We start from the raw sequence: 23,801 nt of genomic DNA, 5'->3' as shown, positions 1-23,801 counted from the left end.
GAGCCATATTTAAATAACTTTCTTTTTTAATTTATTGAGTACCGCAATAAATGCCTTTGTGCTTGACTTAAACCATAAAAAAGTATATAAACTCGTAACAACTTTCTATACTTATGCCATCAGATACGCCGGATAAAGTGCTGCAGATCGTAAGGATGAAAGGCCCTTTATTGCCGATTGTGATTTCTAAGGAGCTCAATTCTAACACATTGTTTGCTGCTGCAATGCTGTCTGACTTAGTTGGAAGGAAGCTTATCAAGATATCTAACATTAAAGTCGGAGGCTCGCCGCTTTATTATGCATCTGGACAGGAATATAGATTGCAGAATTATTATAACTATCTTAATGACAAGGAAAAGATTGCCTATGATATGCTCAAGGATAAAAAAGTGCTGGATGAAATAAAATTAGATCCTGTTATAAGGGTGTCATTAAAGCTTATGAAGGATTTTGCAGTTCCTGTGGCTGTTAATGAAGGAGAAGCGCAAAAAGTGTTCTGGAAATGGTATCTGACTCCGCAGAATGAGGCTGACGAATTGATAAAAAATATTTTAAATCCTGTTGAAGAGAAAAAGCCTGAAATAAAAGTTGTAAAAGAAGAAAAAGCTGCTGAAGAAAAGTCACTCGATGAAAAAAGAAAGGCCGTGGAAGAAAAAGCCAGGAAGATTGATCTTGAGATGAATAAATTGGATGAAATGAAAAAGAAGGACGTGACGCAGAGAAAATTAGAAGCAGAGAAGCCAAAAGAGCCTGAAAAAGAAATAAAAGATGAATTTTTTGAAAGAATAAAAAAATACTGCGCTGAAAAGAAGATTGAGATCATAGAATATAAAATCATAAAGAAAAAATCAGAGCTGGACCTTGTTGTAAGAGTTCCGTCTGCTGTCGGTGCTTTGGAATATTACTGCAGGGCAAAAGACAAGAAGAATATTAGCGAGGCTGATTTAAGCACAGCATTTATTCAAGGCCAGGTTAAAAAACTGCCTGTCTTGGTATTAACAACCGGCGATCTCAACAAAAAGGCGTCTTCAATGCTGCAGAATGAGTTTAAAGGAATGAATGTCAAGAAAATATGAAAAGGCAGCAACAATGGCGGTGCCGAGCAGGGCGAAGCGAACATGGTGAGCTTTGACCGTCACCTGCCATTTTTGTTGTTGCCCCGATGCTGTATAACTACAAAAATAATACAATAAAATGGGCGTTGCAATAACAGAGCTATTAGTCAAAAAAGAGATCAAGATAGAATACTTGAAAAACAAGATTGTGGCTGTTGATGCTCCCAACTGGCTCTATCAGTTTCTGACAACAATAAGGCAGAGAGACGGAACGCCTTTAATGGATTCTTCAGGCAATATAACATCTCATCTTGTCGGATTGTTTTCAAGGACAGCTAACCTAATGGATGAAGGGCTAAAGCTCGCTTATGTTTTTGACGGAAAAGCTCCTGCATTGAAAGAAGAGGAAAGGGAAAAAAGAAAGCAGGCAAAAATTGAGGCCGAAAGGAAGTATAAGATCGCAGTTGAAAAAGAAGATGTTGAAGAGATGAAAAAGTATGCTTCGAGAACATCAAGATTAACTGGCGAGATGATTGGCGAAGCGAAAGAGTTGATCGCAGCGCTTGGCCTGCCTGTTGTTGATGCGCCTTCAGAAGGAGAAGCCCAGGCAGCGCATATTGCTGCAAAAGGGGATGCTTATTGCTCTGCATCGCAGGATGCAGACGGCTTATTGTTCGGAGCAACAAGGCTTGTGAGGAGTTTAAGTGTTGCCGGTAAAAGGAAGAAAACGAATAAGCTTGGTTATGTAACAATAGAGCCGGAATTGATAACGCTTGCAGAAACCTTAAACGAACTGGGCATTGACAGGGAGCAGTTAATTGCTTTAGCAATGTTGGTTGGAACTGACTATAACAATGGCGGAATTAAGGGAATTGGCCCAAAGAATGCATTAAAATTGGTTAAAGAATACGGCAAGGATTTTGACAAAATGTTCAAAAATTCAAAATGGGGTGATTTCTTTGAGGTTGATTGGAAGACTGTATTCGATCTGTTCAAAAACATGCCTGTAACAGATGACTATAACTTGAAATGGAATGCTGTTGATGAAGAAAAGATAAGGGAGATTCTGATCGAGAAGCACAATTTCTCTGAAGAAAGGGTTGAGAGCTCTTTGAAGAACTTAATTAAAAAGAAAGAAGAAAAAAAGCAGAAAGGGTTAGGAGAGTTTTTTAATTGAAAATAAAAGAAGAAAGAATTAAACTTATCTTGTCGTATTACCGCCAGTTTGGTTAGTTAAATTGGTTGGGCTTTAAATGCAGGCACCATCTTTGCACTTGTTTGTACATTTGTAACCTAGTGTCGAATAACTCATCCCATTACCACCTACGAAACTGATTTCACTACAAAACACTTCGGCAACGGATGTGTTTGCTTCATAACAATAATCAGTATGGTTCTCACATTTCGTTCCACCACATACAATCGCTGTTCCCTTAACAGCATAATTCTTTCCACCATCGGAATCTGTACAAGTATATGTTAACGTCGTGGTCTGATTGCCTGTAGTTTGATTTGGCGGTTGGATTGGGGGGATTATATCCGGAATACAAGCGCTGTTCAGGCAGCCATTTGGGCATTTATATTTTACTGAAACTGCATTAGCGCCTTTGCAATAATACTCCTTTAGCGCATACTTGTCCGTGCTGCTGCAGCTATCCAGATATATGGCTATTTTTGATGCTGTCACCTGGACAGAGCCCGCAGTATAATAATTCAGGCCGCCATCGCTATCCTTGCAGCTTCGCGGAATCTTTTTAGCTTCCCCTGTTGCGCAGCCGGCCAAAACAAACATCAAAGCCACTAAAGAAACCATTCCCAATAGCAAAGTTGTTTTCTTCATTTTTTCGCCCTCAAACAAGCTCCATTCGCGCAGCCATATGGGCATTTATATGCTACATTGGCTATTGAATTGCTGCTGCAATAAAACTCCCACAATGTCGAATTCGTACAACCATCATTAATCGAAACTGAAACATTTGGTCTTGGGATATAAGTTACAATTCCCATTTTATAATAGTTCTTGCCTCCGTCAGAGTCTCTACATGCTGGCTTGGCGCATCTTTTCTCAGCCGTATTTGTGCCATTTCCAAGTGCAATATTGGAAATTAACAGGGCGTCTCCGGGCGTTACTTGCCCATCTTCACTTACATCCGCACAGCATATGTTGTTTATTTTTAACAATCCAAGATAAATATTAAATGTGAGTTCAGAGTCCGTCTGACTAATTCTACCATCACCATCTATATCACCAACAAGCTGGCCGCTCTTGCAGGTTGCAGCTTTGGCTTTGGCTTCCCCTGTTGTGCATCCTGCCAAAACAATCAATACTGCCGCTAAAGCAAAAAATCCAAGAATAAACCTCTTTTTCATTTTGTCGCCTCCGATTTCGATTTTTTCTTTTTTTATTATTCTATGTGTTTTAAATTTATTTTGGTTCTTGTTTTCTCTGTCCTTTTATTTCCTTTTTCAATTTATTTCTTTCGGTCTTAATCAAAAGATAAATCGTAACCAAGATAATGACAAGCAATATCAAGCCAAATGCTCCTGAAGAGGCTGTTTCATCAAATCCAAAGGCTTTGCCCGTCTTTGCCAATAACGATCTCCCTTGCGTTACTTCATAGCATTTTTTACCTGCATTTCCGTATGGCGCCTGCTTAAGATAATAATTGAATGCCATCACGCTGTCATTCTGGCTGATCACTCCATTGTTGTCAACATCAACGCAGCATTTATTGAACGGCGCTGCCTCAATTCCCTGCACAATATTTGTTATAAGCAAAGCATCTCCAGGTGTTATTGTTCTGTCGCCATTTGCATCGCCAATTATCGATGTAGTCGTGCAATTAACTGTCCTCTTAACTGTTAGGCAAGCGCCATTTCCGCAGCCATTTGGACAGCCATATACTGCAACGGTGTAACTGTCATTCTGGCAATAACCCTCCCTTAATCTAGTAGGATTGATGCATGCATCTTGATAGGTTTGCCCACTTTGAGTAACATTTCCTGTAACATAATAATCCTTGCCGCCATCAGAGTCTTTGCATTTTATTGCTGGTGTTGCATTAATGCAGGCTCCATCTGAACAGCCGTTTGTGCAGGTATAAACGCTGGTTAAAACATAATTTGATATATTTTTATTACAATAATATTCATTAAGTATAGTTCCGCCACAAACATCTGATTGATTATTTGCAAAATCTCCATCACTCCAGATTCCATTTACAAATCCCCTTACATAATAATTCATTCCGCCATCAGAATCTGTGCACGTTATGTTTGCTGTGTCAAATTCTATGGTTTTTATAAAAAACTTTGAATAATTATATGATCCCCACGGGGTTTCTTGGAAATAAAAATCAAATCTGTAATGCTTACCCTGTCTTATTGCAGGACCATATAAACTACCATTATAATAACCGGAAGTTATATTTTTAGTTTGAGGATATGTATCATTTTTATAGAATCTGCCTGAACTAGTCCATTCTGTTCTATATGGATTTGTTGAGTAGTCTTCGTAAGTTTCCGTATACACGTCATAATAACCCCTATAACCTGCTGTGGGGAGTGTAGTTTCAACAGGAGGGTAACTATACATATCTACCTTAAACTCAACATTCACGAGATCAGGAGAATACAATTTTTGCCCAATTAATTCAACATTTCCAAGTAAACAAGCCCCATCTTGGCAACCATTCGGGCAATTATAATAATCTGCTGGGAAAGTCCTGTAAGACTTAGAAGTTGAATCGCAAAAAGCTTCCTCTAAATAGCAATTAGAACCGCTGCACTGATTAGTAGAAACATAAGAATTATCTTTCAATTGACAAGAATCTGTTAAATAACCGGAGTTGTTTGAAATAGTCAGAGTTCCCTTAACATAATAATTCAAACCGCCATCAGAGTCTGTGCAGGTTATATTGGTTGCATTTTGTGATGCATTTGTTGATACATTAACGGTTTTTTCTGGCGTTATATTAGCAGCGCCATACAACTGTTGGATTTCTGATGTTGATAACGCCTTGTTGTAGATGCGGACTTCGTCAATTAGGCCCCTAAAATACCTTTCATAAGGCTCGTAATGAATATTCCCCACCACCACATTATTGGTGTTACTAAAATCATTTCCGTGATTCGCTCCCACAATTGCATCAAGCGCACCATTTGTATAAAGAATCATGTGCGTACCATTAAACACGCCAATAAAATACGACCAGGTGTTTGATGACATTACAGAATTTGACCTTAAATAGTGCCAATAGCTGTTAGTCGTGTCTCTTATTGCCCATGCTATTTGGCCTGTGCTTTCCAGATTAAACGACCAATCGCCAAGCTTATCGCCATAATCATACATTCGCGAAGCAATGCGCCACACATTGCCAGAAGGAGGATAATATGAAGGATTCACCCATGCCGCTATGCTAAACGGCTGGTTTTCAGCTAAGAAGCTGAAGCTGCCGACATCTACTTTTCGTGCTGTGTTGAAATCAACTGCCACCCCATACTTGCCCTCAAACCATCCCTCGCCAGCCAATGTTCCATTCCTACCATGGCCTGATAAATCTTTGGTAATTAAACCAGAGCCCTCATCAAACGGCAGATACAAAACCAGGCTGCTGTCAGTTTCTGTCCCAAAAAATGCGGCTTGTCCTGTTTTTCCACAGCCAGTGAGAAATAGCACAATCATAGCCAAAATAACAAATATAATATCTCTTTTTTGCATAATGTGCCATTATTCCGACAATAAGTATATAAATCTTTTTAATTCTACCTCTCAGATACCTTTATATAAACGCGTTGTTTTTTTAGATGTTTGCTTTTGGTAAAAAACAAAAATGACTGCGCTGAAAGAACTGCTGAAAAACAAGCTGACAAAAAAGCAGCTGGCTTTGCTGCCTTCATCATTCGACGTAGTCGGCGATATCTTGATTTTCGCTGATCTCCCTTCTGAACTAAGCAAAAAAGAAAAGCTGATAGGAGAAACTTTATTACAGCTATTTAAAAACATAAACGTTATCTGTAAGAAAACAAAGAAATACTCTGGGAGGTACAGAACTCCGACTTTAAAGATCATCGCAGGAGAAAAAAGAAAAACAACTGATCACAGGGAAAGTGGTTGCATGTTCAGGCTTGATGCTGAAAAATGCTATTTCTCTCCAAGATTAAGCAATGAAAGGCTGAGAATAGCAAAGCAAATTAAGGAAAATGAAATTATTCTGGCAATGTTTTCGGGTGTTGGGCCATACCCGATTGTTATATCGAAAAATTCAAAGCCAAAAGAAATTTATTCAATAGAGATAAACCCGATTGCCTGCGAATACCAGCAGGAGAATATTTTATTGAATAAGGTAAAAAACATAAAGCTCTTCAAAGGCGATGCTAAAAAGATTGTTCCAAATCTGAATAAAAAATTTGACAGGATTTTAATGCCGCTGCCAAAAGGAGCAGAGAATTTTCTTGAGCTTGCGCTGTCTGCAGCAAAAAAGGGAACAATAATCCATTTTTATGATTTTTTGAATGAAAACGAGTTTGAGAAAGGCATTGAAAAGCTCGATAATGTTTGTAAAAAATTAAAAAGGTCCTGCAAGATAATCAATATTGTTAAATGCGGGCAGTACAAGCCGAGGGAGTTCAGGGTTTGTGTAGATTTTGAAATCTTAAAATAGCAATATTTAAATATATAGAGTGAGGCGATATTGAAAAGAGGTGAATAGATGATAGGATATGCCGAAGGAGTATTGCAGATTGCAAATGTCTTCTTGATACTTGTTGCGGGCTTGACGGCAATCACGCTTTTCAAGGTTTCTGGAGCCAAGAAGCATTTAAGGGCATGGCGGCCTTTGATAATAGTTTTGATCCTGTTTGCAGTTGAAGAAATCTTGGGCGCATTAAGGTCTTTTGGTATTTATTCAACTCCGCACTTAACTCATGTTGTTCCATCTTTAATGCTCGGATTTTTGATTTATGCTTTAACGCAGCAGATAATTGTAAGCAAATACACAACAAAGGTCTAAAATGGCAATATACGAATCAATCGCAATGGTGGCGCCGCTTTATAATTTGGCATTTGTCATAATATTGCTTATTTTGTTTTATAATTTACTTAGAATACCGAATAAGCTTATTTTTCAAAAGCCCTGGCAACTGCTGTTTATAGTTGTTCTCATATTCGTTGTGGAAGAGATTATGACTGTTTTAAGGTCTTTTGAAATTATTTCTTTTCCGTCTTTTATCTTCCCAATTTTTGAGATGGTAATGATTGCTCTTTTCATCTACATGGTTCTTTTGCAGAAAGAATATGTCAAAGGGCTTAAAAAATGAACAAGCGAGCTTTGTCACCATTGATAGCGACTGTTTTATTGATAGCTTTTGCAATAGCCCTTGGAGCAATTGTCATGAGCCTTGGCAAGAATTACATACAAAGCATATCAACAGAGCTGCAGCCAGCGCAGCCAACTGAAATCTGCAAAACTGCTGCTACAGGCGATCCATTAAAAGATTTGCAGATACAATACATCAACGACCAGATATCAAGATCAGAATACATATCTCGTGAGAGCTCAATTATTGGCTAATGCATTTCTTTTTTTCTTTGCCCTGTTATAAACAGTCCAGATTGTCCTGTCATCCCTGTTCATCAAAACAGCAATTTCATGGTAATTCATATTAAGGCTTTCTTTCAAATATTCGCTTATTGCTTCTAAAGCGCTTAATTTCCTGTCCTTCAATATGGAGACTGGTATGCCTACTTTGGCTATTCTTTCCTCTGTTTTTATTGGTTTATTTGGCATTTCCAGGTCCTCTTTTGAACAGCAGGCGATAGAGCTTCTGCAGGTCATTGTAAACTTCCAATTTGACATAAGATGGAGATTTTGCATAAAGCTGCAAAGTTTCCAGATACAGTTTCTTTGCATCAAGAACATTGCCCAAGCTCAAGTAAGCATAAACATCAATGATATTCAGATATATTGGCTTGCAGTATTCTTTCTTTGCAGCCTCAATCTTATCTCTTACGTTCCTTATTTCTTCTTTATAGACTTCTTGAGTTGCTGTTATTAGCGCTGCATTAATTACGTCTTTATTCCATCCTTTTCTTTCCAGCGATTCTTTTAACTGGGCAATTGCAATTCCCTTGCCAAGAATTGTCTTTAATGCGCTTTTAACATATTTTTCAAGCCTTGCTGTTTCTCTTAATTTTTTATATAGTTTGTTTATATGATTGTAAATGCCTTTCTTTTTATCAACAGAAAGTTTTTTGTAATCCTCAAGAACCTCAAGATAGAGCTGTTTTGCCTTATTGACGTTTTCCTTAATCAGAATATTTGCATCGGACACCTTGGTTTTTATTGTTTTTAATTTTTTCAGATCTTCAAGAACTCTTTGCTGTTCTATTTCTTTTAATGTTCTTAATCTTTCTTTTTCTTCAAGCTCTCTTCTCTTTCGCTCTTCCTCTAATTTCTTAAGTCTCTCTTTTTCTGCCAGTTGCCTTATTCGTTCCTGCTCTTTTAAGATCCTTAGTCTTTCCTGCTCCTCTGATTTTTTCTTCTCTTCCAATTCTTTTCTGGTGTTTAATTTTTGAAGCTTCTTTTCCTTCAATGCCATTGATAATTTTCTTTTATTTTCATAGTTTCGCAGCCAGATCGCCAGATTTTCGTGCAGAACTTTAATGAGATTTTTGAAATCTGGCAATAATTTATGCTGCAATTTCGGTTTTGCTTTGATCGGGATTTTGATCTGCCTTATCCTTGCATATCTCAAAATCAGATTGAATATTTTTGATGAGAAGAAGAACAGAATGAAGAAAACTCCTAAGGCCAGGATCATGGCAGCTGCATTGCCTAAAAACTGGTACTTGTTATCAACAAAGTAGCTCTTTGCAAGATATATTGCTGCGCCTGCAGTTATTAAAGTCAGTAAAGTGTACTTTAATGGCTTCCCTATCTTATGCCTTCTTATCTTCTTGTAAAGCGCGGTTAATGCCGCCATTAAGGACATCAGCAATACAACAGCCAATGCGATCAATGCAATAAGCTCAATGTTTTCCTTGGAAATTATTTTCGCGCAATCCTGCGGGCAATTCGCTGCTGTTTCATCCAGGCCGCAATATCCGTTTCCGCAGCTGCAGCCTGTTATGTCTGGCAATGTTTCTTCTTTTATTTCCTTGCCGACTATTACATAAGTATCTTCATAGCTGCAATCAGGAATGCTCAATTCGATGTACTGGTTGCTGCCTAAGAGTGATTTTCCGCTTCCGATAACTTCAGCAACTTCCTCTGCGATTATTCTCTCTATAATCTGCCTAGATTCAATATTGTCCAGAATGTCTGTGTGTGTTACATTGATTGCCCAGTAATTCTCGCAGCTGTTGTTTATCATCTTGCCGCCGACTGTCTGCGCGCTTTCAACAGTTATAAGGCCGTCATTGCTTTGGGTTATTTTTATAAATCCGTAGCTTTTTGTCCCCGCTATTACTTTATATTCTATGCCAGGAACTTCCGGGATTAGTTTTCCATGGACCAGCTCTTCAACAACAGCCCCCTTTATATTGAACAATTCTGCTGTTTTGCTGTTCATCAGGAAATTGTATAAACTTCTATAAACTCCTTCTGATATCGAGCCTTTGTTCGGAGATGCTATTAAGACTGCCTTTCTTACCTTATTAACAAAACTGTAATTGCGCAGATGACCATAATAAATCGCTTCCTGTGTTATAAGGCCGCCTAATGAATGGGCAACAAAGTAAATATTGTCATACGCATTTACATTTAATTCCAGCAAATCTGCAAACTCCTTTCCATTCTCAGCTATTGTTTTCGAAGAAGAATAGCCCAATGTCCATGTCTGCCATGGCTGCCTTGTCAGGCTGATGTCATTGATTATCTCACTGAATCTTTCCGGGCTTCTTTCAAATCCATGAATCAAGATTACTGCTTCTCTTGATCCTGGGTCATAAACCTTGGTTAATTCTGATTTCTCGCAATATAGGCAGATAATTCCCATTACGGCCATGGTTGTTTGATTGTTTTTATCTAAGAATTCTTCTAAATTGCTTATTGTTGCTGTTATTTTGTTTTCTTCATAATTTATGTCGCCGCCAATATAAGCCCATGTTTCGTTTGTTTTGATGTAAATAGCAATGCTGTCATTTTCTATGCTCTTGTCCAAGATATAAGGCAATGTGATAACTGCGTTGATTGCTGTTTTGTTTTCAAATTTTACAATCAAAGGAGTTCCAATGATTTTTAAGTTTGCGTTTTCAGGCTCTTTTACTGCTTCAGAAGGCATTTCCAGAATTACTTTTTGATTGATTTCATTTAAGAATTTGATTTTGTATTTTCCGCTTTCGATTGTGTCTTTTCCATACTGAATTAATATGTCTGTCTTTGTAATGTTTACTGGCATTAATAGCGGCTCAAGGTATGTTGTATTTCTTCTGAATTCGTTTACTATTTTTCCGCCGCACTTCAGCTTTGTTATTTCCTCTATAATTGCCGGAGAGCATTCATCGCCTCTGCATTTTAATGCTGCAATATCGATGTAGTTGTTTGGAATGTTGAAGGTTAAAGTTAAGGATCCTTTTGCGCAGTCAGGGCTGAACGGATTGATCAAGACAGAATATCCTTTTGGAATCTTCATTGCTTTTGTTATATTTGTCTGTTTTAATGCCAGTGTTTTGTTTTCAGTGTAATTGAAGCAGGGCACTGTGTTGATTGTGGAGCTTATACCTGCAATCGTTATTGTCTGCGGCGCTGTTATTGTTGCAGGGAATTCTACTTGCGGCGGCTGTTCTGGAGGAATTTCAAGCGGAAGTTCAGGAGGCTGCTCAGGCGGTGGTTGAGGCGGCTTCACTGGCGGGATTACTTCTCCTCCGCCACCACCACCCCCACCTCCACCTCCTCCTTCTGTTGCGCATGATGCAGAGCAGCCATCCCCGCTTACTGCATTGCCGTCATCGCATTCTTCAGATCCTTCTTTATTTCCATCGCCGCATCTTATTATATTTGAAACTGTTAATGTTACATTATTGCTTGTTGCATTTAATGAGCTGTCTGTTGCATTGAATGTTATGAAATTCTCGCCATACCAACTGCCAATCGCGGTTAATGCTGCAATGTTTGTTGTTTGGTCTATTGATACTGAGATATCTGAAGGCGTTGTTGAACTATAGTTCAGATCGTCATTGTCTATGTCTGTGAAATAAAGCGAAAGATTGATTGTTACTGATCCGCCTTCGCTCCAGGATTGAGCCAGGATTGAGGAGTTAAGGATTGGGGCTGAATTGTTGATCATTACACTGCTGGAATTTATCCAATTGCTGAAAACAGAGCCATCATACGCTATTGCGCTGCAAGTCCAGTTATCATTTTTAGTTAATGCGGAGCTTGACACAAAAACATTTGTCCACACTGTTGAGCCGCTCGTTACATTCGGAACTGTGGCATCGTAGACGTTCTGCAGATTGATGGCGCGGATTCGGTAGTTGCCACCATCAGCTACATAAAGTTTAGTTCCATCTGGGCTTAAAACAAGATCTTCAACAGACCGAAACATTGCATTAATAAAAGTGCCTTCTGCATAATCTGCAGTTCCATTGCCTGCTACAAGAGATGTTGTATTTGATGTAATGTTGATCTTTCTTATTCTATGACCAACAATTTCACTAACAAAAAGGGTGTTTCCTGTTGAATCAAATGACATTTGCTCTGGGTTCCTAAACATTGTCGAACTACTGGCTCCTTCCGCATATCCAGCAGTTCCATTTCCAGAAACGAGTGAAGTAGTATTTGTAGTTAAGTCGATACGCCTTACCCTATTATTGCCATGATCTGTGACATAAAGATAATTCTCACTTGAACTTAAAGTAACGGCATATGGGCCATTGAACATGGCATTACCACCAGTGCCTTCAGCATAACCTGCAGTTCCATTGCCTGCAATAGTTGATGTTGCATTTGTGGTTAAGTCGATACGCCTTATTCTGTTGTTGGTGTACTCCGCGACATACAGATAAGTTCCATTTTGGTTTATGGTGATGCCTCCCGGAGAATTGAACATTGCACTGCTTCCTATTCCTTCTGCATAACCTGCAGTTCCATTGCCTGCAATAAGAGATGTTGTATTTGATGTAATGTTGATCTTTCTTATTCTATGACCGCCATATTCCCCAACAAAAAGGATGTCATTATATAAGGCAATACCCACTGGATCGTAGAACATAGCATTGCTAACAGTGCCTTCTGCATAACCTTCAGTTCCATTTCCAGCAACAAGCGAAGTTGTATTAGTTGTTAAATCTATTTTTCTAATTCTAAAATTACTATAGTCTGTAAGGTAGATAATATTTCTAGCTGAGTCAATAGCCAAATCAGCAGGCCACTCAAACATCGCATTGCTTCCTGTTCCCTCTTGATAGCCAGCAGTCCCATTGCCTGCTATAAGAGAAGTTGTATAGCTGTTTTGTTTTAGACCATTCTTATACCAGCTGAAATAAACTGTTCCTTTGTCGTTGTCTGTATCGTTATAAACAACAGAACAGTTCAAAGTACTGTTTTTGTAAGTAGTAGTTGGATATATTGTTACATTTGTTGTAGTTGAAATTGTGTTTGCTATTGTCATACCTGAAGAATTCACCCAGCTACTCCAAGCTTCTCCATCATAAACTCTAACTGAAAATGTCCAGTTTTGGCCTTTTGTTGCATTCCTACCAATTGTTGTCAAGTTTCTGAAAGCAACAATTTCAATGCTGTTGTTATACCACTTTGTTTCATTGTTTTGCTGTGTGTCATTGTAATCCTGATCAGAGAATGTCCAGAAGCCGCTTAACGTGCCGTTTGTCCTGTTCAGCGGATCTGTTGAATTTAATATTATATTTGTCGCTGTCGGCGCTCTGTTTGATCCGAAGGCATAGACTATTCCATTGTCTGCGCCAACATAAACAACACCGTTTGCTATTGCGGGTGAGGATATTATTTGCTGGTTGCCGCTAGTATAGTTCCAAACATGAACGCCATTAGACGTATTTATTGCGTAAAACTTGCCAGATATGTCGCCAAAATAAACAACATTGCCGGCGATTGCTGGTGAAGAATAATCTATCATGTCTGCCACTGTTACATTTCTTATAGATGCGCCGTTGGTTGCATTGACCATATGGAGTATGTTAGATAAATCGCCAAGATACACAATCCCATTAGCAATCGCTGGCGATGAATCAATTGATCCGCTGGCAGCCGAATAATTCCAGATATGCGCTCCGGTGGAAGCGTTTAATGCGTATAAATTATTGCTCGCTGTATAAACTATGTTGTTAAAAACCGTTGTTGTTGAGATCACGCCTGTACTGGAAGGAGAAAAGTTCCAGATGTGCACGCCGGTGGAAGCGTTCAATGCATAAGTTTTGCCATCATTTGAGCCAATGTATAAAATTCCTTTCGCAATTGTTGGCGAAGAATAGATGATGGTATTGCCTGTTGTAAAGTTCCAAACATGCGCTCCGGTAGAAGCATTCAAAGCATAAACTTTTTTATCCCTTGAACCTATGTATAATATGCCATTAGTGATTGTTGGAGAAGAATCAATGCTGTCATTAGTTGAAAAGTTCCAGATATGAGCTCCTGTAGAAGCATTCAAAGCATAAGTCCTGTTGTCATTAGAGCCAACATAAACTATTCCATTTGCAACAGCAGGAGAAGATATTACGCTATTTTTTGTTGAGAAATTCCAGATATGGACTCCTGTTGAGGCATTTAATGCGTAAGTTCTGTTGTCGTTAGAGCCAATGTAAACAATCTCGTTTACAATAGCTGGCGATGATTGTGCTGAACCCCGCGTTATAAAAATCCATCTTGTATTGTTTGTTGTTGGTCCTGCTGAAGATGTGTAGCCTGTATGCAATATGTTGTGGTGGAACATAGGCCATTCTGAGCTGTTTGAAACAACCGTAATGTACTGTATTCCTGTATCATTCCATGTCCCATCTGAGTTGTTGGCATAAATTCTCCATTGATATTCTCCATAAGTTGATGGAACTTGTTTTGAATAATTGCTGTAATTCACAATTCCGCCAAAAGAGATGAAGGTTTCATTTGCCCACGTTCCATTAAAGTTTGATGAAAAGACATAGCCGCTCAATGCGGTATCATCTGCCCATGTTGCATTAAATGTTACAAGGTCATTTGTGATCGGCAGTGTGTTGTTTGTTGTTATGTTTGCAGCTGTTGGAGCAACATTTGCTATTGTTAGAATTCTTGTTTCAGTGCAATTTTCATTTCCACTCGTGTCTTTTGCGCATCCAGAATAGGTATAATTGCCTTTTGTTAAGTTTGTTTGATTAGTGTAGAATGCCCAGCTGCTGTTGTCATATTTGTAAAGATTTGAATAATAATGCTGCTTGATTTCTACAGCTGACATGCTTCTGTTCCAGATGCGGACTTCATCGATTGTGCCATTCCAATATCCTTGAGTTGGCAAAAAGCCTATAAGCCCTTCACTATTCACTAAACTCCATGTTTTGGCTGTTGTATTTATCAATGCCCCATTATCATATATTCTGGCATTTGTTCCATCATAAGTTAAACAAATATGTCTCCATGCACCGAGTGTCCATGTTGTGCTTATTGAAACATCATCAGAAAATCCTCCTACATGAATAGTAGTATCAGCAGCACTTATAAACATTGCCTGTCCTATAACTTGTTTACCATAAAAAGCAATTCCATCAAAAGATATTCCACCCTGTCTTGTTCCACTACCAGCACGATTAACCCAAGCACACATAGTTCGACCAGCTGTTCCAGTTGACATTGAATTGAATGTAGTAAAATTAACAAAATCATTCACACCATCAAAACTCAAAGCACTTCCATATCTACCACTTGCGTTCCAAGTTGCTCCATTTGTAAGTGTTCCATTATTGCCATACTTACTAACATCAACAGCATAAGTTGCATTTTCGCCAATCGCAGAAACATTGTCGAAGTTGAACATTAAAACTAAAGAATCATTGTAGAAAGTGTAATTTGTTCCATTCCAGTTCCATTTAAATTCTGATAAGTCAGAGGCGTTTGTTATGCTGATGTTGATTTGCACGCTTCTGTTGGTTGTGGTTGTCCCATTGGGTGGGGTTGGCGGCTGTGTGAAGTTGATGGAGGGGTATGTTACATCCACATTCAAATATCTTGTATCTGTACAATTCTGATTTCCACTTGTATCTTTCACACAGCCAGAATATGTATAACTTTGTGTTGTCAGATTGCTCTGGTTAGTATAGAAAGCCCAGCTACTATTGTCATACTTGTAAAGATTTGAATAATAATGCTGCTGAATTTCTGCTGTGCTCAAACTTCTGTTCCAGATGCGGACTTCGTCTATTATTCCATCAAAATAACGCTCAGCATAATAATTGCCTGGAGTGGCAGTATCATACATAGCACCAATTGTTAGTTGAGGTGTAGCACCAGTATAACCAGGAGTAAATGAATCGTTTGTTGAATTTATTTCTATCCCATCTACATAAACCCTTATAGTTGAGCCATCATAAGTTCCAACAAAATAGTTCCATTTATTAGCAGTAATATTGCCTGCAGGAACACCTACCCCATGAGAATTAGTTCCATCATAAATACCAAATACTGTTAAGCGTAGGCCCCAGCCATCATTACCCGCAGCATTATCAACATCAACTACCATATCATTTGTGCCAACTACATCAGGTTTTATCCATGCAGCTACGGTCATATTAATAACATTTAAGCCATTTGTAGTTGTGTCAATAATCTTATCATTGCTTCCATCAAACTGCAAGGCACAGCCATATTTTGCATCGGTGCAATTCCAAGCTGGTTCTCCTGCTCCCTGGAAAGTTCCATTATTCCCATATTTAGAAACATCAACAGCATAACTTGCATTCTCACCAATAGCAGAAACATTGTCGAAGTTGAACATCAAAACTAAAGAATCATTGTAAAATGTATAATAAGTACTATTCCAACTCCACTTGAATTCATTTAAGTCAGGGGCGTTTGTTATGCTGATATTTATCTGGACTGAAGTATTTGTTGTTGTAGTTGCGTTGGCTGGGGTTGGAGAGACAAAAGCAATAGAGGGTATGATTGAATCCAGGCTGCTAAATTGGTATAGTTTTCCATCAGCGCTGCCAACATAAAGGTAGCCGTTTGCAATAACAGGCGATGAATCAATATCACCACCAGTGGCATAGCTTGCAATTAGCTGGCTGACATTTGACGCATTAAGCTGGTATATTTTATTGTCATAGCTTCCAATAAACACATAATTATCCGTAACTGCAGCTGAAACTCTGATATCATCACCGGTTGTATAAGTTGCTATCAACAGGCTGATATTTGAAGCATTAAGCTGGTATAACTTATCATCGTAACTTCCAATATACACGTAGCCATTGGCAACTGCAGGAGAAGAAGCAACAGGACCATTAGTCGTATAACTTGCTACAAAAATGCTAATATTAGATGCATTCAACTGATAGGTTTTATTATCAGTACTGCTGCCAACATAAACATAGCCGTTAGCAACAGCAGGGGAAGATGTAGTGGCGTTAACACTGAAATTAGCTATCTTCTGGCTTATATTAGACGCATTAAGCTGATATACATTACCATCATAACTTCCGATATAAACATAGCCGTTAGCAACTGCAGGCGAAGAATCAACATCACCGCCAGTTGTGTAGCTTGCTATTAACTGGCTGACATTTGAGGCATTAAACTGATATACACTATTACTCCTGCTTCCAATATACACATAACCATTAGCGACTGCTGGAGAAGAATAGGTAATGCGATCACCAGTACCGTAGCTTGCTATTAATTGGCTGATATTTGAAGCATTAAGTTGTAATACATCAGGAGCAGAGGGCCACCAACTGCCAACATAAACATAGCCATTGGCAACTGCCGGAGAGGAATAAACATCTATGCCGGTTGAATAATTTGCTATTTTCTGGCTTACATCAGAGGCATTAAGCTGGTAAATATTGTCATCAATGCTCCCAACATAAACATAGCCATTGGCAACTGCTGGAGATGACTGGCTAAAGCCGCCATTAGTTGTAAAAGCTGCAAAATTCGCATTTGCCCCAGTTGTAAAACTTGAATTTATATACGCCGTATGGTTTAAAAAGCGATGAAACATCCGCCATTCGTCTGGACCGGAGTCAGAGCTTAATCCGGGGGCAGGATTCACAGTCAAAATTCTAACCTCAGTAGAATTTTGGTTTCCTGACGTGTCTTTAGCAAATCCTTGATAAGTGTAAGTTCCAGTTGTCAGATTGTTTTGATTTGTATAGAAAGCCCATTTGTCTGTGTCGTATTTATTTAAGTTAGAATAATAATGCTGCTGGATTTCTGCTGCTGATAAGCTTCTGTTCCAGATGCGGACTTCATCGATGGTGCCATTAAACTCCTCTCCACTTCCAATAGGTGATGCTCCTATAGATAGATTGGCGTTATTATTAGTTAACGCCCCTTGGACTGATGAATTCTGAGCTTCTAAGATGCTATTTATGTACAATGATGTATTAGAACTATTTCTAGTACAAGCAACATGATACCACGTATTTAGGCTTAAGATCGTCGTAGAAACTAAGTTTGTTAGATTGCCCGTTATGTTTCTATATCTGCATGAAACTGCACCAGAATTTAATACCATCAATACATAATAAGGCCCACCAGTAGCATTTTGCCTGTATATGATATCATTGTAAGCGTTATTATAAGTAAATGGTTTTATCCATGCTTCTAATGTAAAATTATCGAGATCCAAAGTTGTTGGGTTTGAAACCCTGACAGAGTTATTTACACCATTGAATTGCAAAGCACACCCATATCTTGCTCCTGTGCAGTTCCAAATAGAGCCATTGATTGTTCCATTATTCCCATATTTAGAAACATCAACAGCATAAGTAGCATTCTCTCCAATCGCAGAAACATTGTCAAAATTAAACATTAAAACTAATGAATCATTGTAAAAAGTATAATTGCTTCCGTTCCAGTTCCATGTGAAGTCTGACAAGTCAGAGGCATTCCATACGCTGATGTTTATCTGGACTGAAGTATTAGTTGTGGTTGTTCCATTAGGCGGTGTTGGCGGCTGTGTGAAGTTGATGGATGGAGCAGTTACATCGCCTGCACCAAGCACAATAATGCTGAAATTGTTTGAAGAAACATTGCTTACACCGTCGCTAGCCACAAAACTAACATTAGCAACAGTTCCATACCAGTTTACAGCGGGTATTAAGCTCAATTTATGTGTTGTAGAGTTAATAATAACTTGTACATTGCTGTTATTGCCAACGGCTGTTATATTTAACGAATCACCATCTTTATCATTGAAGAAAACATCCAAATCAATAAAGTCTGTTAGGTTTGTGTTTTTGTTCAGCCTGAAATCAAGAACAAGTGTTGCTCCGAGGGTTGTTCCAAATGCTGTGTTTGCGCCTCTTGCTTTTCCAATTGCTATGCTGTTTCCCCACCCACCACTTGTCGGCAGGTCTGTCTTATTGCTAACATTAAATCCATTGGCGCTTCCGTAATAGATTGTTGAGTTGATGTTGTAAGAAGAGCCATTATATTGATTTGAAAACACAATATCCAAATAGCCGTCATTATTTAAATCAGCTACACTCACCCCTGCTGCTCTGCTTGTCGGCAGGTCTGTCTTATTGCTAACATTAAATCCATTGGCGCTTCCGTAATAGATTGTTGAGTTGATGTTGTAAGTCGAATCATTATAACTATTTGAAAATATAATATCAAGATAGCCATCATTGTTCAAATCAGCTACACTCGCCCCTGCTGCTCTGCTTGTCGGCAGGTCTGTCTTATTGCTAACATCAAATCCATTGGCGCTTCCGTAATAGATTGTGCTGTTGATGTTATAAATTGTGCCGTTATATGAATTTGAAAATATAATATCAAGATAGCCATCATTGTTCAAATCAGCTACACTCACCCCCCACGCTCTGCTTGTCGGCAGGTCCGTCTTATTGCTAACATTAAACCCTGATGCGCTTCCGTAATAGATTGTGCTGTTGATGTTCTGTGTTGTGCCGTTATATGAATTTGAAAATATAATATCAAGATAGCCATCATTGTTCAAGTCTGCTATGCTATTACCAAATGCACCACTTGTCGGCAGGTCTGTCTTATTGCTAACATTAAATCCATTGGCGCTTCCGTAATAGATTGTTGAGTTGATGTTGTAAGAAGAGCCATTATATTGATTTGAAAACACAATATCTAAGTAACCGTCATTGTTTAAATCCAGATTGCCTTGGAAAGTTGGCGGATTTTTTATTGTAAAGCTGTCAACAGCACTTAAATCTGCATGGCCCGATACAGAGCCATAACAAGTTACATTAAATGCAAAGGTGCCTGCTGAGGGGAATGTTTTATTGTATTCGTAAAGCAGGCTTGTTGTATTAAAACTCATATTTGCTTGAGTTGACCATGAGCCTGTTGAATTGTCGCTGTAGGAGCAGTTTACAGTTGAACCGTTTATCGAGCCACCAGCATCAGTATTAGTATAATTCGCAAAGAATCTCATTTTTTGATTTGTATTGATTGTTAACGATCCGCCTTCTGAATCTCCAAAATCCCAAATAGTTAGGCTGGAATTAGTTGGCATTGAAGAGATGTTTACAGTAAGATCATACAAAAGCGGGGTGTAATTCGCATCTTGTGTTGATAAATTAACCTGCACTTCAATATATCTTCCATTTGGGGAGACTATTGAATGATTTGTTCCATTCCAAGCTGACCAGGAAGACCATGTAACCTTATCGCCAGATGTCCTTGTTCTTGCTTTTAAATCCAAAACTCCTCTCTTGTAATGATCCAATATTTCTGCTGCTGAAAGGCTTCTGTTATAGATTGCCAATTCATCTATTGTGCCGTTGAAACTAGCATTGAAATTTGGCGGACCGTTTCCAATAAACAATGGAAGACTGTTATTAGTGAATGCTGTAACATTATTTGTAACATTGCTTATTAAATTCCCATCAGTATAAACATAAATCTGATCTGTGGCATTGTCAATAACAAAGGACACATAATGCCAGCCTCCATCCCATATGTTATTAGAATATACACACGGATTGTTTGTTTTATCATATATGCATGCCCATATAGTGGAAGCATTATTACCTATCATTATGGGATAGGGGTCTGCGGTAGTGCCATTCCATTTACTAATTATTCTTTGATTCGACCCAGGATTGCTTGATTTCATCCAGAATTCAACGGAAAATGAGCTATTATAAGCATCAAGTTTTTTCAGAGATGATGAATTAGAAATATTTATGTAATCGTCCCTTCCGTCAAAAACAAAAGCGCCGCCAAACTTGCCGCCAGTTGCATTCCAGGTTATGTTACCCATCGCAGTGCCGTTATTTAGTGCATTGTTGTAATCATAAACAAGCGTGCCGTTGTTGTCGATTGCTTTGTAGCTTTCGCCAACAGCACTATCGTTGTTAAAGTGCATCAGAAGCACATTCCCTCTCATATTCGCTCCGCCAGAAATTGCCTGGTTGCCCGGAAGCTCCTCACCATAATCAAGATCTTCTGTCCAGCTTATTTTGCTCCAAGTTGCGTTTGTTCCGCCGTCATAAGTTGCATTCCATGTTCCTGACGGATAATGGAAGAGCCCTTTTTTATAGTTCTCCAAGATCTCTGATGCATTTAATGAGCGATTGTAGATTGCCAATTCATCTATTGTGCCGTTATAAGCATAATAATCGGTCGGAGTAGATGAATATGAACCGATATACTTTACCCTGTTTGCTGTTGGGTATAGCATGGTTTCATTTATGGTGTTGTTCGTGAATAATAGTCCATTTCTATAAAATTTTATATTTCTGTTATTATAATCTGCAACTATTGTAATGAAGTTCCATTGATTATAAGTAGTCAGGTTACTACCTGAAGTAGATTCCTTATAAGCAGTTCCATTTGCATACTGCCAAGTAATGCTATTACTTCCTGTGTAATAAGACCAGATAAAACCAGTTATTCCTGATTGCGCAGCATCTCCAATCAAGGTAGGATAAATTACAGAAGAAGACGAAATGTATAGCCATAGAGATATTGTTGTTGTGTTGTCGCTGCTTGAAAGGGCAAAACTGTTTGTTGCAATATAATCATCCACACCATCAAAACTCAATGCACCGCCAAATTTCCCAGATGTTGTGAAATTAGGGCCGCTTATTCCTCCGTACATTGTTCCATTATTTCCTAGTCCTGAATAATCATAGACAATTGAACCATTTGAGTTGTTATAACGCTCACCAACAGCAGAATCATTGTTAAAGTGCATCAGCAAAACAGTATTACTGCTTACACCAAGCTCCCTGCTAGTTGGCATCGAAACATTTATTGTGCTGTTGTCAGACTCCAGCTTCAGAAGATTTGTAGCATTGGTTGTTGTATTATACCTTGTTCCTGAATTAAAGTCTGATTCTGTTGTCCATGTCTTGCTGCCAGTTATATTCTGATAGTAGCCGCCTGCATAGGCAGTAAAGCTGTAAACTGTGAAGGTTATTGAATTTCCATTGTCAACAAACGGAATATCTGTCTTCTGCCAATTTGAGCAAGACAAGGTTTCAAAATCAAAATCCGCGCAGTAAAACACCGCATTCACATCCGAATTTTTGGCTAAAGTTATTTCTGCGCTTTCAAAATCAAGGGTTTCATTGATCGCAAATACATCAGTTCCTATTCCCCTGTCCTCTATCGTATCAATTAAAACATCGGCGTCTTTCAATTCTTTTATTTTCTTAATGTTTATTCTGGATTCCTTCTTCTTTTCCAAAGCCCCGAATTCAGGCAGGCTGCTGATCTCCAGGTCAAATGTTTCGTCGCTGTTGTTTATTAAGCTGTAACTGCCTGCTTTCTCTTTTTTCTTGTTTTTTAAATTGATTGTGGCATTTTTCTTTTTCTCAGTTATATTGCCCGTTGCATTAATGACAATAATGTTTGTGAAAGTTACGTTCTTGGAATCATTCACGGCGAATGATATAAATGTTGTTCCGACAAAATTCTTTCTAGGGATAAACGTAACCATATCTTTTGTGATCATTGTGTCAACTTCTTTTGATGACAAAGCAACATCGTAGCTTAGAGTGTCATTGTCAGCATCTGAGCAGTATTTGTCCAGCCATATTGTAAGAAGCTGGTTCTTTGAAATATTCAGGTTGGGAATTAAGCTGCATTGCGGCGGATTGTTTGTGCTTATGTTCTCGGGCTTTGCTGTATAATCGAGCTTCGTTAAATTCAATGTTGCGTTGGTTATTTCTATCAATAAAGTTATATTTCTGCCGACATCTGTTAAGAAACAAGTATCGGTGCAAATACTGTCAAAAACCTTTACAGGAACAGTTACATTTGCGGAGGGGATTTCAGCAATCTCTCTTGTTGTGTTAATAACCAGTGTAACTTCTTTTTCAGTTGTATTCTTTAAATCAGAAGCAAATATCTTCATTATCCTGTTCCCGGCAATATTTGGCTCAGGAACGATTGTTATCATTTCGAATTCTTTCAGAATAAGTATGTTTTCTGGCTCTGAAACAATGTAAGAAATGGTGTCGTTATCAGCATCAATAAAGTATCGTGATAGATTTATTGTTAAATTTCCAGTTACAATAAATGAATCAACACCAGAAATCCATTCAGGCGCATGGTTTATTGTGATGTTTTCAATTGTTTCTGTTTGATTTGTTGTTTCGGTTAAGTTCGTTATATTTTCTAAAACATTTGTTTCATTTGAGCTTAGATTAAAAAATTCTTCAGCAACAGCATATGCTGTTATTAAATTATAAGATGTTTCTAACTGAGAGCTATCCATAATCAATTTCTTAATTCCATTATTCAATAAATAAACCCTAGCGTAACCATTTCCAATAACAGCTCCAGAGAGCTTCAAAGAAAGCGGGCTTGCATTCAGCATCAGATTGTATGTTGTTGTTTCGTTAAATGTCAGATTTAATTCTTGAGAATAACCTGTTTCGCCGTAAATAAACAATCCTGTATATGCTGCTCTAAATAAGAAGATAGTGGCAATAACAAAAAGCAGGGCAACAATAACTCCTGGCTCGTATTCTTTTTTTCTCTTCTCATAATTTGATTCATACTCTATTTTGTGGTGCTCCTTGCTAACCAAATCTTCAAGTTCACCCTCTTTTTTCTTTTTTAATTCAAACATTCTTCACTCTTTTTTTCTTTACGCGGCTGTAAGAAGTCCAGATTGTGCGGTCATCCCTTTCAAGAAGAACTGCAATTTCGTGATATGTCATGCCGACTTTATCTTTCAGATATTCAACAACAGCTTCAAGAATGCTGACATCGCGGTCAAGGAAGATTGAAGAGGGGATCTTCAATTCAGAGTATGGACTAAAAGAAATAGGTCTATCTTTCAGCTCTTTCGGCTTTAAATGAACTCTTTTTTGTTCAATAAAGCCTTTCTCTTTTTTCAAAGGCATAATACCTTAATTTCTGTCCTTCTATTAACCAAAAATCATGATTTTTCCTTATATATACTGTCAATGTAAGTATTTAATTAAAAACATTGTTGTTTTTTACTTACATTGTGAGTATGATTTAATAATCTTTCCAATATTTACTTACATTGTAAGTATAAAGATTTAAATATATCGGTTTATTCCTAAGAACGGCGTGTGCAATGAACTAGTGAACACCCACTGAAGCGAAAGCTGATGAC

Annotated in this window: 12 protein-coding genes; 6 read left to right on the top strand and 6 right to left on the bottom strand. The window is 38.2% G+C overall.

The genetic code is table 11. The features are described from left to right. Nucleotides 1-113: 113 nt before the first annotated feature. Together Q7J54_01735 and fen are read left to right on the top strand one after the other, a co-directional pair. On the top strand, nt 114-1,076 hold the full coding sequence (locus Q7J54_01735) for a hypothetical protein (protein MDO8740276.1): 963 nt from the start codon (nt 114-116) through the stop codon (nt 1,074-1,076). Nucleotides 1,077-1,194: 118 nt separating this feature from the next. Then, on the top strand, nt 1,195-2,232 hold the full coding sequence (gene fen, locus Q7J54_01730; protein MDO8740275.1) for a flap endonuclease-1: 1,038 nt from the start codon (nt 1,195-1,197) through the stop codon (nt 2,230-2,232). 72 nt (nt 2,233-2,304) lie between these two features. Here fen and Q7J54_01725 read toward each other — a convergent pair whose 3' ends face one another. From Q7J54_01725 to Q7J54_01715, 3 genes are read right to left on the bottom strand one after another with little or no spacing between them, the layout of a single operon-like run. Next, nucleotides 2,305-2,895 carry a hypothetical protein gene (locus Q7J54_01725; GenBank protein ID MDO8740274.1) on the bottom strand — a complete coding sequence of 197 codons (591 nt, stop codon included), beginning with the start codon at nt 2,893-2,895 and terminating at the stop codon, nt 2,305-2,307. Then, the gene (locus Q7J54_01720; GenBank protein ID MDO8740273.1) at nt 2,892-3,425 is read right to left on the bottom strand and encodes a hypothetical protein; all 534 of its coding nucleotides are present in this window, start codon (nt 3,423-3,425) and stop codon (nt 2,892-2,894) included. Before Q7J54_01720 ends, Q7J54_01725 begins: the two co-directional genes overlap by 4 nt. A gap of 55 nt (nt 3,426-3,480) precedes the next feature. Next, the gene (locus tag Q7J54_01715; GenBank protein MDO8740272.1) at nt 3,481-5,775 is read right to left on the bottom strand and encodes a LamG-like jellyroll fold domain-containing protein; all 2,295 of its coding nucleotides are present in this window, start codon (nt 5,773-5,775) and stop codon (nt 3,481-3,483) included. 112 nt (nt 5,776-5,887) lie between these two features. Here Q7J54_01715 and Q7J54_01710 point away from each other — a divergent pair, with 112 nt between their 5' ends. From Q7J54_01710 to Q7J54_01695, 4 genes are read left to right on the top strand one after another with little or no spacing between them, the layout of a single operon-like run. After that, entirely contained in the window at nt 5,888-6,718 is an 831-nt protein-coding gene (locus Q7J54_01710; GenBank protein ID MDO8740271.1) for a class I SAM-dependent methyltransferase family protein, read from the top strand. A 48-nt stretch (nt 6,719-6,766) separates the two neighbouring features. Beyond that, a complete protein-coding gene (locus Q7J54_01705) occupies nt 6,767-7,066 on the top strand; it encodes a hypothetical protein (protein MDO8740270.1) in 300 nt (99 codons plus the stop codon). Between the two features lies 1 nt (nt 7,067). Then, entirely contained in the window at nt 7,068-7,373 is a 306-nt protein-coding gene (locus tag Q7J54_01700; GenBank protein MDO8740269.1) for a hypothetical protein, read from the top strand. Then, the gene (locus tag Q7J54_01695; GenBank protein MDO8740268.1) at nt 7,370-7,627 is read left to right on the top strand and encodes a hypothetical protein; all 258 of its coding nucleotides are present in this window, start codon (nt 7,370-7,372) and stop codon (nt 7,625-7,627) included. Before Q7J54_01700 ends, Q7J54_01695 begins: the two co-directional genes overlap by 4 nt. Here Q7J54_01695 and Q7J54_01690 read toward each other — a convergent pair. From Q7J54_01690 to Q7J54_01680, 3 genes are read right to left on the bottom strand one after another with little or no spacing between them, the layout of a single operon-like run. Continuing rightward, on the bottom strand, nt 7,613-7,843 hold the full coding sequence (locus tag Q7J54_01690; GenBank protein ID MDO8740267.1) for a hypothetical protein: 231 nt from the start codon (nt 7,841-7,843) through the stop codon (nt 7,613-7,615). The genes Q7J54_01695 and Q7J54_01690 overlap by 15 nt on opposite strands. Next, on the bottom strand, nt 7,833-23,285 hold the full coding sequence (locus Q7J54_01685) for a LamG-like jellyroll fold domain-containing protein (GenBank protein MDO8740266.1): 15,453 nt from the start codon (nt 23,283-23,285) through the stop codon (nt 7,833-7,835). Before Q7J54_01685 ends, Q7J54_01690 begins: the two co-directional genes overlap by 11 nt. After that, nucleotides 23,278-23,556 carry a hypothetical protein gene (locus Q7J54_01680; protein MDO8740265.1) on the bottom strand — a complete coding sequence of 93 codons (279 nt, stop codon included), beginning with the start codon at nt 23,554-23,556 and terminating at the stop codon, nt 23,278-23,280. The genes Q7J54_01685 and Q7J54_01680 overlap by 8 nt, the downstream gene beginning before the upstream one ends. Nucleotides 23,557-23,801 lie beyond the last annotated feature (245 nt).

The sequence above is a fragment of the Candidatus Woesearchaeota archaeon genome (genome assembly GCA_030651135.1).
Lineage (GTDB): Archaea > Nanobdellota > Nanobdellia > Woesearchaeales > JACPBO01 > JACPBO01.
Note: the sequence above shows the minus strand (reverse complement) of the source record. Positions and strands in the feature narration are given on the sequence as shown.

Excerpts from the sequence above, each read along its gene's own strand:
- Q7J54_01735 (MDO8740276.1), top strand. The coding sequence starts at position 114 with ATGCCATCAGATACGCCGGATAAAGTGCTGCAGATCGTAAGGATGAAA.
- fen (MDO8740275.1), top strand. The coding sequence starts at position 1,195 with ATGGGCGTTGCAATAACAGAGCTATTAGTCAAAAAAGAGATCAAGATA.
- Q7J54_01725 (MDO8740274.1), bottom strand. The coding sequence starts at position 2,895 with ATGAAGAAAACAACTTTGCTATTGGGAATGGTTTCTTTAGTGGCTTTG.
- Q7J54_01720 (MDO8740273.1), bottom strand. The coding sequence starts at position 3,425 with ATGAAAAAGAGGTTTATTCTTGGATTTTTTGCTTTAGCGGCAGTATTG.
- Q7J54_01715 (MDO8740272.1), bottom strand. The coding sequence starts at position 5,775 with ATGCAAAAAAGAGATATTATATTTGTTATTTTGGCTATGATTGTGCTA.
- Q7J54_01710 (MDO8740271.1), top strand. The coding sequence starts at position 5,888 with ATGACTGCGCTGAAAGAACTGCTGAAAAACAAGCTGACAAAAAAGCAG.
- Q7J54_01705 (MDO8740270.1), top strand. The coding sequence starts at position 6,767 with ATGATAGGATATGCCGAAGGAGTATTGCAGATTGCAAATGTCTTCTTG.
- Q7J54_01700 (MDO8740269.1), top strand. The coding sequence starts at position 7,068 with ATGGCAATATACGAATCAATCGCAATGGTGGCGCCGCTTTATAATTTG.
- Q7J54_01695 (MDO8740268.1), top strand. The coding sequence starts at position 7,370 with ATGAACAAGCGAGCTTTGTCACCATTGATAGCGACTGTTTTATTGATA.
- Q7J54_01690 (MDO8740267.1), bottom strand. The coding sequence starts at position 7,843 with ATGCCAAATAAACCAATAAAAACAGAGGAAAGAATAGCCAAAGTAGGC.
- Q7J54_01685 (MDO8740266.1), bottom strand. The coding sequence starts at position 23,285 with ATGTTTGAATTAAAAAAGAAAAAAGAGGGTGAACTTGAAGATTTGGTT.